At 64.8% G+C, this 11,671-nt stretch carries 11 protein-coding genes; 9 read left to right on the top strand and 2 right to left on the bottom strand.

Translation table 11 applies throughout. The annotated features are described in order from the left end of the window. From ACQY7X_RS04500 to rfbC, 3 genes are all read left to right on the top strand, one after another. The gene (locus tag ACQY7X_RS04500) at window positions 1–1,164 is read left to right on the top strand and encodes a dihydrodipicolinate synthase family protein (protein ID WP_428248659.1); all 1,164 of its coding nucleotides are present in this window, start codon (window positions 1–3) and stop codon (window positions 1,162–1,164) included. After that, window positions 1,161–1,985, top strand: coding sequence for a sugar phosphate isomerase/epimerase family protein (locus ACQY7X_RS04495; protein WP_428248658.1), 825 nt, complete (start codon window positions 1,161–1,163; stop codon window positions 1,983–1,985). Before ACQY7X_RS04500 ends, ACQY7X_RS04495 begins: the two co-directional genes overlap by 4 nt. A 93-nt stretch (window positions 1,986–2,078) precedes the next feature. Beyond that, window positions 2,079–2,642: a dTDP-4-dehydrorhamnose 3,5-epimerase gene (gene rfbC, locus ACQY7X_RS04490; RefSeq protein ID WP_428248657.1), complete on the top strand. Its 564-nt coding sequence runs from the start codon at window positions 2,079–2,081 to the stop codon at window positions 2,640–2,642. Window positions 2,643–2,671: 29 nt separating this feature from the next. Here the strand turns inward: rfbC and ACQY7X_RS04485 are convergent, their stop codons facing one another. Both ACQY7X_RS04485 and ACQY7X_RS04480 read right to left on the bottom strand, forming a co-directional pair. Further along, a complete protein-coding gene (locus tag ACQY7X_RS04485) occupies window positions 2,672–3,403 on the bottom strand; it encodes an ABC transporter ATP-binding protein (protein WP_428248656.1) in 732 nt (243 codons plus the stop codon). 2 nt (window positions 3,404–3,405) lie between these two features. After that, window positions 3,406–4,224 carry an ABC transporter permease gene (locus ACQY7X_RS04480; protein WP_428248655.1) on the bottom strand — a complete coding sequence of 273 codons (819 nt, stop codon included), beginning with the start codon at window positions 4,222–4,224 and terminating at the stop codon, window positions 3,406–3,408. 97 nt (window positions 4,225–4,321) lie between these two features. Between ACQY7X_RS04480 and ACQY7X_RS04475 the strand changes: the two genes are divergently transcribed. The 6 genes from ACQY7X_RS04475 (at window position 4,322) to urtE (ending at window position 11,647) form a co-directional block, all read left to right on the top strand. Then, window positions 4,322–5,239 (top strand): urease accessory protein UreD, encoded by a 918-nt coding sequence (locus ACQY7X_RS04475; protein ID WP_428248654.1) that lies wholly within the window; start codon window positions 4,322–4,324, stop codon window positions 5,237–5,239. A 351-nt stretch (window positions 5,240–5,590) separates the two neighbouring features. Next, window positions 5,591–6,862, top strand: coding sequence for an urea ABC transporter substrate-binding protein (gene urtA / locus ACQY7X_RS04470; RefSeq protein ID WP_428248653.1), 1,272 nt, complete (start codon window positions 5,591–5,593; stop codon window positions 6,860–6,862). 119 nt (window positions 6,863–6,981) lie between these two features. After that, window positions 6,982–8,931: an urea ABC transporter permease subunit UrtB gene (gene urtB, locus ACQY7X_RS04465; protein ID WP_428248652.1), complete on the top strand. Its 1,950-nt coding sequence runs from the start codon at window positions 6,982–6,984 to the stop codon at window positions 8,929–8,931. Window positions 8,932–8,943: 12 nt separating this feature from the next. Continuing rightward, window positions 8,944–10,107, top strand: a complete 1,164-nt coding sequence (urtC, locus tag ACQY7X_RS04460) for an urea ABC transporter permease subunit UrtC (RefSeq protein WP_428248651.1) — start codon at window positions 8,944–8,946, stop codon at window positions 10,105–10,107. Continuing rightward, window positions 10,104–10,946: an urea ABC transporter ATP-binding protein UrtD gene (urtD, locus tag ACQY7X_RS04455; RefSeq protein WP_428248650.1), complete on the top strand. Its 843-nt coding sequence runs from the start codon at window positions 10,104–10,106 to the stop codon at window positions 10,944–10,946. The genes urtC and urtD overlap by 4 nt, the downstream gene beginning before the upstream one ends. A 5-nt stretch (window positions 10,947–10,951) precedes the next feature. Continuing rightward, on the top strand, window positions 10,952–11,647 hold the full coding sequence (gene urtE, locus ACQY7X_RS04450) for an urea ABC transporter ATP-binding subunit UrtE (protein ID WP_428248649.1): 696 nt from the start codon (window positions 10,952–10,954) through the stop codon (window positions 11,645–11,647). Window positions 11,648–11,671: the final 24 nt, after the last annotated feature.

Here is an 11,671-nt window from a genome sequence, read left to right as displayed (position 1 = left end):
ATGCCGACGCTTACCCTGCCGATCAGTGCCGGCACGCTGGCGCCTTATACGCTGAAAACGCCGAAAGCGTTTCCAACTGCGAAGCCGCCGTTCAGCCGCATCGCCTTCGCCGCCGCCCATGTGGTGGCCGATCCGCTGGCCGATCACGATCCCTGGCTCACGCCCGCCGTGGACTGGGAGCGCACCATCGCCTTCCGCAAGCATCTGTGGTCGCTCGGCTTCGGTGTTGCCGAAGCGATGGACACGGCGCAGCGCGGCATGGGGCTGGACTGGAAGGATGCGCTGGAACTGGTGCGCCGCTCGCTCGATGCAGCGAAAGATGTGCCGGGCGCCGTGGTCGCTTCCGGTGCCGGCACCGATCATCTGGCGCCGGGTCCGGATGTCACCATCGATACGGTGATCCGTGCCTATGAAGAGCAGATCGAAGCCATCGAGAAGCTCGGTGGCCGCATCATCCTGATGGCCAGCCGCGCGCTGGCCGCTGCCGCCCGGTCGCCGGATGATTATGCTAGGGTCTATGGCCGGATTCTCGGCGGCGTGAAGCAGCCGGTGGTGCTGCATTGGCTGGGCGAGATGTTCGATCCGGCGCTCGCCGGTTATTGGGGCAATGCCGATCACATGCGGGCCATGGATACCTGCCTCGATGTGATCAAGGCCAATGCCGCCAAGGTCGATGGCATCAAGATTTCCCTGCTCGACAAGGACAAGGAAATCACCATGCGGCGCAAGCTGCCGCAAGGCGTGCGCATGTATACCGGCGACGACTTCAATTATGCCGAACTGATTGCCGGCGATGCCCAGGGCTATTCCGATGCGCTGCTCGGCATTTTCGATGCCATCGCGCCGGCCGCCTCAGCGGCTTTGGGCGCGCTGACGCGCGGCGACGAGAAGACTTTCCACGAAATCTTCGCGCCGACCGTGCCGCTGTCGCGTCATATCTTCAAGGCGCCGACCCGCTTCTACAAGACCGGCGTGGTCTTCATGGCCTATCTCAACGGCCATCAGGATCATTTCGTCATGGTCGGCGGACAGCAGAGCACGCGCTCGGCGCTGCATCTGGCGGAATTGTTCCGCCTTGCCGATGCCGCCGGGCTGCTCAGCGATCCCGAGCGCGCCGCCGCGCGCATGAAGGCCGTTTTGGCGGCGCAAGGCATTGCCGCATGAGCAGCAAGCCGGGCCCCCTGTCGCTGAATACCATTACCGTCCGCGACCAATGGTCGCTGAAGGAGTGTATCGAGGGCTGTGCCCGCCATGGCATCACCGGCATTTCGCCCTGGCGCGACAAGCTGGCTGACTATGGCGTGCAGCAGGCGGCCAAGCATATCCGTGATACCGGCCTGACGGTGACCGGCCTGTGCCGTGGCGGCATGTTCCCGGCGGCGGATGCTGCCGGGCGCCAGGCCAATATCGCCGAGAACAAGCGCGCCATCGACGAGGCGGCGGCACTCAATGCGCAATGCCTGGTGCTGGTGGTGGGCGGCATGCCGGCAGGCTCGAAGGATATGGCCGGTGCGCAGGCCCAGGTGCGCGATGGCATCGCCGCGATACGCGAATATGCTTTGGCCGCCAAGGTGCCGCTGGCGATCGAGCCGCTGCATCCGATGTTCGCCGCCGACCGTGCCTGCATCAACACGCTCGGCCATGCGCTCGATCTCTGCGATGAACTGGGTGACGGCGTCGGCGTTGCCGTCGATGTCTACCATGTCTGGTGGGACCCGCAGTTGAGCCAGCAGATCAAGCGTGCCGGCAAGCGCATCCTGGCTTTCCATGTCTGCGACTGGCTGGTGCCGACCACCGATCTGCTGCTGGATCGCGGCATGATGGGCGATGGCGTGATCGATATTCCGGGCATCCGGGCGCAGGTCGAGGCGCAAGGCTATGCCGGCTATTGCGAGGTCGAGATCATGTCGGCCAACAACTGGTGGAAGAAGCCGGCCGACGAGGTGCTGCGCACCTGTGTCGAGCGGCACGCCACGGTCGTTTAGGTTCTGCGGGCATACACCGGCGCGAAGGATTGACCACAGCGGGTGACGGCAGCAGAATGCGCCGGCGTTAACCATAACAATCGGGCATAGAATATGACCGTCCTGCTTGATGTCGCCTCGCTTGCCCTGCCTGAGGTCAAGCTGCTCCGCCCGGCCTTTTTCATGGATGAGCGCGGCTATGTCGGCGAGGTCTTCCAGACCAGCCGCTTCGCCGCTGCCGGTGTGGATGTGGTGTTTGTCCAGGACACCCAGATCTATTCCGAGAAGCGTTTCACCCTGCGCGGCCTGCATTACCAGGCGCGTCCGGCGGCACAGGCCAAGCTGGTGCGCGTGCTGCGCGGCCGGGCCTATGTCGTGGCGCTGGATATCCGCCGCGACAGCCCCAGCTTCGGCCAGCATGTGGCGCAGGAAATCTCCGGCATGGGCGGTGAGCAGCTTTATCTTCCGGCGGGTTTCGCCGATGGCTTCCTGACGCTCGAACCGCAGACCGAACTGCTCTGCCGCGTCGATGTGTTCTATGACCGGGAAGCTGAGCGCGGCATCAACTGGCGCGATCCGGCGCTTGGCATCAAATGGCCGGTGCCGGCGGGCCAGGCGGTGCTGGCGGTGCGCGATATCGAGGAACTGATGCTCGCCGAGCAGCCAGACTTGCTCTAGAGCCTGGGCCTGCTCTGGCTGCCGCTGCTTTAGATGACGTAGCGCCCGGCATGGCGCTGCACCACGCTGGCCAGTTCGCCCTGGTCGGTCACCTGGCCATTCTCCAGCACGATGGCGCGGTCGCAGAAGCGCAGCAGCAGGCCGGCGGCGCGTTCCACCATCAGCACGGCGCCCTGGCTCGGCGGCCCCTGGCGGATATAGCCCATCAGGCGGTCGAGGAATTCTGGCCCGGCATGTTCCAGCACTTCGTCGAACAGCAGGATATTGGCTTCAAGCGCGGTGGCGATGCCGGTACCCAGCCGCAGCCGCTGGCCGGGGCCGAGCAGCTTGATCGGCGTGTCGGCGGCCTTGTCGTCAAGCTCGCCGAATTCCATCGCCATTTCGGCGCGGCGGCGACTTTCCTTGACATCATGGCCGGCCAGCAGGCCATGGCCGATGGCGGTGTTGTAGGCCGAGAGATCGGGATCGACGCCGAGGCCGACATTCAGCACCGCGAAGGCGCGGCCCTGACGTACCACGCTGCCCTTGCTGGGTTGCAGCAGGCCGGCGGCGGCGCGCAGCAAAGTGGTCTTGCCCGAAGCGTTGCCGCCCAGCAAAGCCGTGCGCGAGCCGCGCCCGAGCGACAGGTTGATATCCTGCAGCGCGTTGATGCGCAGGCCATGGCCGCTGCCGCCCAGCAGGTTGCGCTTGAGCGAGCGTTCCGGCGCATAGAAGACCGGAAACTCCACCGATACGTTTTCGAGATGCAGCGCCGCCGACATGGTCAGGTCCAATAGGGCAGGCGCCAGCGCAGGCGCTGATACAGCAGGAAGGTCAGGCTGCCGCCGACCAGCAGCGCCAGCAGGCTGAGCAGCCAGGTCAGCAACGCCACCGGCTGGCCGAGCAGGGGCTGGCGCACCAGCTCCACCAGGTGGAACAGCGGATTGATCTGCGCCAGCCAGCCGAAGCGGGCGAGGAACTCGACCGGCCAAAGCACCGGCGTCAGGAAGAAGCCGAGATGCACGGCCCAGCCGACAAGCTGCGGCATGTCGCGGAAGCGGGCGCAGAGCATGCCGATCAGCACCGCCATCCAGGTGGCATTGGCGGTGAGCAGGATGATGCCGGCCAGCAGGCTCAGCGGCGCCAGCGTCACGGTTTGCAGCAGGATGGCCTGCAGCGTCACCGCCAGCAGGATGTTCTGCGCCAGGATCAGCACTTGCCGCAGGATCAGGCGCAGCATGGTGGCGGGCAGCGGCAGCATGGTGTGGCGCAGCTGCGCCATGAACAGCCAGGTCTGCCCGGCTGCCTGATGCAGGATGCTGGCCAGCAGGCTCCAGGCGATCATGCCGGCGGCAAGATAGGGGACATAGATATTGTAATGCGGCACCAGCTGCTGCAGCACGGTGCCGAACAGCAGGCCGAGCGCGCCGATCGCCAGGGCGAGGCCGAGCGTCACCCACAGCGTGCCAAGCCCGGTGCGCCGGAACGAACTGGCGATGTCCAGCCCGGCCATGAACAGCGCGAAGCGCAGGCTGGCCAGCAGGCCGGGGACCTGGGCAGTCAGCGGCTGGGCCGAAGTGGGCAGGGTGGCGCTTTGGGTCATTCCGGGCGAGGTATAGCGGGCAATTGCCCCTGTTCCTAGTATTTGTAGCAGGAGGGGGATGGTTGCGGGGCAGAGTCTGGCCCTGTAATTCTGCCCCATGATGTCTGAACAGGGCCTTAAGTCTCCCGGTCTCGAAGCCAAGCCGGTTCTGGAACGCGGGAATGGCGGCGTTACTGCCCGTTTTGGCCCGGCTTTGCCCGGCCGGGATGGGATGGGCCGGGGCGGCGCCCGGCTGCTCGATCTCTATCAGTCCGATCCCGGCCGCGCGCTGCTGCCCGATCCCGAGCCCGGCGAACCCGGTTCGCTGGTCATGGTCACCACTTCGGGCGGCCTCACCGGCGGCGACCGCCTGGCCCTGGAACTGGCGCTGGAGCCGGGTGCCCGGGTCACCGCCATGGCCCAGGCGGCCGAGAAGCTCTACCGCTCGACGGCCTCTGATCGCCCGACCCTGCTGACCCAGGATCTGCGCGCCGGTGCCGGGGCCTGGCTGGAATGGCTGCCGCAGGAAACCATCTTGTTCGACGGCGCCCGGCTGGAGCGCCACACCCTGATCGACCTCGATCCGGCGGCGGAAGCCCTGATCGGCGACATGCTGGTCTATGGCCGCCTGGCCCATGGCGAGCGTTTCAGCCGGGGCGAATTGTTTGACCGCTGGGAGCTGCGCCGCGCCGGCCGGCTGATCTGGACCGAGCGCCAGGCCTTGGATGCCGACATTCCGGCCTTGCTGGCGGCGCCGGCCGGTTTCGATGGCGCGCTGGCCCAGGCCAGCCTGCTTTTCGTGCGGCCGGGCTTCGCCAGTGATAGCGGTGCCGCGCCAATGCTCGGCGCCTTGCGCGCAGCACTGGAAGCTCATCCCGACGTGCGCGGCGGGGCCACCAGGCTGGATGGTTTCATCCTCGCCCGGCTGCTGTCGCCGGACCCGCTGGCCCTGCGCCGCGCCTTTGCCGCCCTGTGGCGCCGCTGCCGGGCCGAGGCCGGCTGGGCCGATGCCATGCCCCGGTTGTGGCTGCGCTGACACTGCCTACCCCAACCAGCTTGGATGACTGCCGAGAACTGACTCAACTTCAGTCAGCTTTTGCCCGAATTCCATACAGCCGTATTTGTCTGTTCAAAATTTGTGCATGACTAGGTTTTATGCTTATTAAAGAAACACCTGTTCGTCCGGTGCGCAGAAAGCCCGGCCTCGTTGACTGGCGCTGGCCTGTTTCTACCTGTTGCCAGAATCCGTGTTGCACTGCGGAATCAAGACTCTAGGCATGATTGCGGACCCTGCCGACGCCACTCTGGGCATTTGGCACGGCTCTTGCCTTTGAGTCCTCCGTCGCCGGTCCCGGGGGGGCCGGCAAACCAACACGGAGAGGGATTTATGGGACGCATCCTCAACACGGCGGCAGCGCTGGGCCTGGCGGCCAGCATCAGCTTCGCCGCCACGGCGCAAGCCCAGGAGACGATCAAGGTCGGCGTGCTGCATTCGCTGAGCGGCACCATGGCGATTTCGGAGACCACCCTGAAGGACACGGTCCTGATGATGGTTGACGACGTGAACAAGAAGGGCGGTCTGCTCGGCAAGAAGCTGGAAGCCGTGGTTGTCGATCCCGCCTCCAACTGGCCGCTCTTCGCCGAAAAGGCGCGCGAACTGCTGGCCAAGGAAAAGGTCTCGGTGGTGTTCGGCTGCTGGACCTCGGTGTCGCGCAAGTCCGTGCTGCCGGTGTTCGAGGAACTGAACGGCCTGCTGTTCTATCCGGTGCAGTACGAAGGTGAAGAATCCTCCCGCAACGTGTTCTACACCGGCGCCGCGCCGAACCAGCAGGCGATCCCGGCGGTGGAATACCTGATGGGCAAGGAAGGCGGCGAAGTGAAGCGCTGGGTGCTGGCCGGCACCGACTACGTCTATCCGCGCACCACCAACAAGATCCTTGAATCCTTCCTGAAGTCGAAGGGCGTTGCCGCCGACGACATCATGATCAACTACACGCCGTTCGGCCATTCCGACTGGCAGACGATCGTGGCGGACATCAAGAAGTTCGCCTCGGCCGGCAAGAAGACCGCCGTGGTCTCCACCATCAACGGCGATGCCAACGTGCCGTTCTACAAGGAACTGGCCAACGCCGGCATCAAGGCTTCCGACATCCCGGTCGTCGCCTTCTCGGTCGGTGAAGAAGAACTCGCCGGCATCGACACCAAGAACCTGGTCGGCCATCTCGCCGCCTGGAACTACTTCCAGTCCGTGAAGGCGCCGGTGAACGACGCGTTCATCAAGCAGTGGAAGAGCTACATCAAGAGCGACAAGCGCGTCACCAACGATCCGATGGAAGCCACCTATATCGGCTTCAAGATGTGGTCGCAGGCCGTACTGCAGGCTGGCACCACGGACGTGAACGCGGTGCGCCAGGCGATGTATGGCCAGAAGGTGCAGGCACCGGGCGGCTTCGTCTCGACCATGAACACCAACCACCACCTGTCGAAGCCGGTCTATATCGGCGAAATCCGCCCCGATGGCCAGTTCAACATCGTGTGGAAGACCCGTGGCCCGGTGAAGGCCGATGCCTGGTCGAAGTTCATCCCGGAAAGCGCCAAGCTGACTGCCGACTGGACCTATCCGTGGGTCTGCGGCAACTGCGAAAAGCCGAAGTTCTAAGTCTCTCCTGACGGATCGGGCCGGCGGCGCAAGCTGCCGGCCCGTGCTCCGCCGGGCCTGTTTCAGTGCGTACCTGTCTCGTCATCAAAAAACAAAACCCAGCAAGGTGAGTGCGAATCGTGGCTCTGCGTCGCTGCCTCCTGATCCTGGCCCTGGTGCTGTCGATTTTCGCCGGGGCGGTGCCGTCTCAAGTTCAGGCCCAGGCCCTGCCCGATCTGCTCGCCGGTCTCACCGAATCCGATCCCAAGCCGGCGCTTGAACAATTGATGGCGTCGGACAGCCCGCAGGCGAAAGCCGCGCTTGCCGCGCTCGCCGCCAGCAAGCTCTACCGCCGCATAGCCGATGGCGCCGTGATCATCGGCGAACCCGATGGCAACATGATCGTGGTCACCAATGCCGCCACCGGCGACATGGAAGACATGGCGGCGCCCGCCGATCTCGAACTGATCCAGCTTTCCGATGATGCCAAGGCCGATCTCGCCGCTGCCGGCGTTGGCGGCGCCGAAGCGGAAACGCCGAAGGATTTCGCCAGCGCGGTGATCGCGCTCAATGCAGAGGACTTTGCCGCCAAGGGCAAGGCCATCGAGGTGCTGACCCAATTGGGCGATGCCCGTGCCGTGCCGGTGCTGCGCGCCATGACCGATGGCCGCCTGTTCACGCGCAAGAGCGATGGCGCCGTGGTGATCGCCGACCGCGCCGGCAACCAGCAGAGCCTGACGCTTGCCACCACGCTGGAATCCGCCGGCATGGCCACCAATGCCGAGCTTGATCCGGTGGTGGTGAACAACAATCTGCGCGGCGCGCTGCGTGAAGCCGTGGGCCGCCTCGGCCTGCTCAATCCCGATCCGGCCCAGCGCCGCCTTGCCGCCGCCGCGCTGCTTGAGAATGCCACGCCCGATGCTGTTGCCCTGCTGCGCGAGGTGATGCCGAAGGAGACCAACGCCAAGGCCAGGGAAGTCATGGCGCTGTCTCTGGCTGCCGCTGATATTGCTGATCCGGCCGCCGACAAGCAGCGCAAGCTCGCCGCCGTGGCGACGCTGTCGGGTGCCACCGATCTGCGCGTGCGCTCGCTGCTGCAGGGGCGCCTTGCCGCCGAAACCGACGTTGATGTGAAGGCGGCGCTGCAAAGCGCCTTCACCTCGGTGCAGCGCAAGCTCACCGTGATCGGCTGGTTCGCCAATATCTTCCAGGGTATCAGCCTCGGCTCCGTGCTGCTGCTGGCCGCCGTCGGCCTCGCCATCACCTTCGGCGTCATGGGCGTGATCAACATGGCCCATGGCGAAATGATCATGATCGGCGCCTATGCCACCTATGTGGTGCAGGAAATCTTCCGCGCCTATCTGCCGCCGGCCTGGTTCGGTGGCTATCTGGTGGCCGCGCTGCCGGTCGCCTTCGTGGTCGCGGGCCTGTTCGGCATCGCCATCGAGCGCGGCGTGATCCGCTTTCTCTATGGCCGGCCGCTGGAAACCATGCTTGCCACCTGGGGCATCAGCCTGATCCTGCAGCAGCTGGTCCGCTCGATCTTCGGCGCGCCGAACAAGGAAGTGTCGAATCCGAGCTGGATGACGGGTTCCTACGAGGTGATCGGCGGCTTCGATGTCACCTGGAACCGCGTCATCATCATCATTTTCTGCTTCCTGGTGCTGGGCCTGATCGCGCTGATCCTGCGCCGCACCAGCTTCGGCCTGCATATGCGCGCAGTCACGCAGAATCGCGGCATGGCCAGCGTGATGGGGATTCCCACCGCGAAGGTTGATGCGCTCACCTTCGCGCTCGGCTCCGGCATCGCCGGCATGGCCGGCGTGGCCTTGAGCCAGATCGGCAATGTGTCGCCCAATCTCGGCACCATCTACATCGTCGACAGCTTCCTCGTCGTGGTGTTCGGCGGCGTCGGCAACCTGATGGGCACGCTGGTCGGCGCCATGACGCTCGGTATCGTCAACAAGCTGCTGGAGCCGGTGGCCGGCGCGGTGCTGGGCAAGGTGGTGGTGCTGGTGGCGATCATCCTGTTCATCCAGAAGCGGCCGCGCGGCCTGTTCGCGGCCAAGGGGCGCTCGGCAGATGCGTAAGGGTTTGGTCTGATGCCTAAAGACGAATTGCTGCAACTCGCCAAGCCGCGGCCGCTGCTCGATACCAGGGGCTGGGCGATGTTCCTCGGCCTCGGCTTCATTCTCATCGTCGTGGTGCCGCTGCTCAACATGCTGCCGGCGGGCAATTCGGCGCTGCATCTGCCCGATTACCTGGTGCCGCTGCTCGGCAAATATGCCTGCTATGCCATCCTGGCTTTAAGCCTCGATCTGGTCTGGGGCTATGCCGGCATCCTGTCGCTTGGCCATGGCGCCTTCTTCGCGCTCGGCGGCTATTGCATGGGCATGTACCTGATGCGCCAGATCGGCACCCGTGGTGTCTATGGCAATGCCGAACTGCCGGATTTCATGGTGTTCCTGAACTGGAAGGAACTGCCCTGGTACTGGCAGGGTTTCGACAGTTTTCCCTTCGCCATGCTGATGGTGGTGGTGGTGCCGGGCCTGCTGGCGCTGGTGCTGGGCTGGTTCGCCTTCCGCAGCCGTGTCACCGGCGTCTATATCTCCATCGTCACCCAGGCGATGACCTTCGCCCTGCTGCTCGCCTTCTTCCGCAACGACATGGGCTTCGGCGGCAATAACGGCCTCACCGATTTCAAGGATATTCTCGGCTTCCCGATCCAGGCACCCAGCACCCGCATCGCGCTCTATATCGCGTCCGTGGTGCTGCTCGGCATCTGCTTCCTGGCCTGCCGCTATGTCACCGGCTCCAAGCTCGGCCGCGTGCTGCTGGCGGTGCGCGATGCCGAAAGCCGGGTGCGTTTCTTCGGCTATTCCGTCACCAATGCCAAGCTGGTCGCTTTCGTCATGTCGGCGGTGCTGGCCGGCATTGCCGGTGCGCTCTATGTGCCGCAGGTCGGCATCATCAATCCGGGTGAATTCTCGCCGGCCAACTCGATCGAAATCGCCATCTGGGTGGCGGTCGGCGGGCGCGGCACGCTTTATGGCGCGGCGCTCGGCGGCGTGCTGATCAATCTGGTGAAAACCTGGCTCACCGGCGCGGCGCCGGATCTCTGGCTGTTCGTGCTCGGCGCCCTGTTCATCGTCTCGACCTTGCTGTTCCCCAAGGGCGTGGTCGGCCTCGCCGGCCAGTTCAAGGCCTGGCGGGCGCAGCGTGCGGCCTATCAAGCCGCTAGTAGCAAAGCAGGAGGCGGAGAATGATGACCATGTCCGCACCCCTGCACACACCGCCGCCGCTGCCGAAAGTGGATGTCGAGCCGAAGGCCGGCCTGGGCGAAGGCGTTACCGAACGTCCGCGCGTTTCCGACAGCCAGCTTTATCTCGATGGCGTTTCGGTCGCCTTCGATGGCTTCAAGGCGATCAACAATCTGTCGCTGATCGTGGCACCGGGCGAATTGCGCACGGTGATCGGCCCGAACGGCGCCGGCAAGACCACGATGATGGATATCATCACCGGCAAGACCAAGCCCGATGCCGGCGAGGTGCTGTTTGCCGGCCGCGTCGACCTGACCAAGCTGGACGAAACCGCGATTGCCAATCTCGGCATCGGCCGCAAATTCCAGAAGCCGACCGTGTTCGAGCATCTCACCGTGTTCGAGAATTTCGAGCTGGCGCTGAAGGCGCCGCGCGGCGCGCTGCGCAGCATGGTGTCGCGGCTTGATTCAGAAGCCGTCGACCGCATCGCCTGGGCGCTCAATACCGTCGGTTTGATGGGCCGCGTTACCGATCTCGGCGGCGACTTGAGCCACGGCCAGAAGCAATGGCTCGAAATCGGTATGCTGCTGGTGCAGGACACGCAGTTGATCCTGCTGGACGAGCCGGTGGCCGGCATGACTGACTCAGAGACCAAGCAGACCGCCGAACTGATCCTGCAACTGGTTGGTCAGCGCACCCTGATCGTGGTTGAGCATGACATGGAATTCGTGCGCGATCTCGGCGCCCGCGTCACCGTGCTGCATGAGGGCAGCGTGCTGGCCGAGGGCAGCCTGGATATGGTGCAGAACGACCAGCGGGTCATTGAAGTCTATTTGGGGCGCTGAGAACGATGTTGCAGGCCGAAGGACTGAACCTCTATTACGGCGCCTCCCACGCCTTGCGCGATGTGTCGATCACGGCAGAGCCGGGTAAGATCACCTGCGTGCTGGGCCGCAATGGCGTCGGCAAGACCTCGCTGATGCGCGCCCTGGTCGGACGCCAGCCGGTGAAATCCGGCTCCATCCTGTGGGAAGGCGAGGATATCACCAAGCTGAAGCCGCATGAGCGGGCGCGGCGCGGCATCGCCATGGTGCCGCAGGGCCGCGAAATCTTCCCGCGCCTGACGGTGCAGGAGAATCTGGAAACCGGGATGGCGCCGCTGCCGCGCGGCCAGCGCAAGATCGATGACGAGATCTACGCCCTGTTTCCCATCCTTCACGATATGCGAAATCGCCGGGGGGGCGATCTTTCGGGGGGCCAGCAGCAGCAGCTCGCGATCGGGCGGGCCTTGGTCACGCGGCCGCGGCTGCTGCTGCTGGACGAACCCACCGAAGGCATCCAGCCCTCGATCATCAAGGATATCGGCCGGGTGATCCAGGAATTGGCTTCGCGCGGCACCATGGCCATCGTGCTGGTGGAGCAGTATTTCGACTTCGCCCGGGCGCTGGCCGACCGCTTCCTGCTGCTGCAACGCGGCGAGGTGATGGTTTCGGGCGGCCCCGAGGCTATGGATGGCGACGACGTTCGCGGCTATCTTACCGTCTAGACATTAGCTTATTCGGCAGGGAGG

This window comes from Ferrovibrio sp. (assembly GCF_965278975.1).
Lineage (GTDB): Bacteria > Pseudomonadota > Alphaproteobacteria > Ferrovibrionales > Ferrovibrionaceae > Ferrovibrio.
The sequence above is the reverse complement of the archived record's forward strand: the minus strand, read 5'-3'. Positions and strand labels throughout refer to the sequence as shown.

Bases quoted from the DNA above. Each gene is read 5' to 3' on its own strand.
- urtE (WP_428248649.1), top strand. From the start codon at position 10,952: ATGTTGCAGGCCGAAGGACTGAACCTCTATTACGGCGCCTCCCACGCC.
- ACQY7X_RS04485 (WP_428248656.1), bottom strand. From the start codon at position 3,403: ATGTCGGCGGCGCTGCATCTCGAAAACGTATCGGTGGAGTTTCCGGTC.
- urtA (WP_428248653.1), top strand. From the start codon at position 5,591: ATGGGACGCATCCTCAACACGGCGGCAGCGCTGGGCCTGGCGGCCAGC.
- ACQY7X_RS04500 (WP_428248659.1), top strand. From the start codon at position 1: ATGCCGACGCTTACCCTGCCGATCAGTGCCGGCACGCTGGCGCCTTAT.
- ACQY7X_RS04475 (WP_428248654.1), top strand. From the start codon at position 4,322: ATGATGTCTGAACAGGGCCTTAAGTCTCCCGGTCTCGAAGCCAAGCCG.
- ACQY7X_RS04495 (WP_428248658.1), top strand. From the start codon at position 1,161: ATGAGCAGCAAGCCGGGCCCCCTGTCGCTGAATACCATTACCGTCCGC.
- urtD (WP_428248650.1), top strand. From the start codon at position 10,104: ATGATGACCATGTCCGCACCCCTGCACACACCGCCGCCGCTGCCGAAA.
- rfbC (WP_428248657.1), top strand. From the start codon at position 2,079: ATGACCGTCCTGCTTGATGTCGCCTCGCTTGCCCTGCCTGAGGTCAAG.
- ACQY7X_RS04480 (WP_428248655.1), bottom strand. From the start codon at position 4,224: ATGACCCAAAGCGCCACCCTGCCCACTTCGGCCCAGCCGCTGACTGCC.
- urtC (WP_428248651.1), top strand. From the start codon at position 8,944: ATGCCTAAAGACGAATTGCTGCAACTCGCCAAGCCGCGGCCGCTGCTC.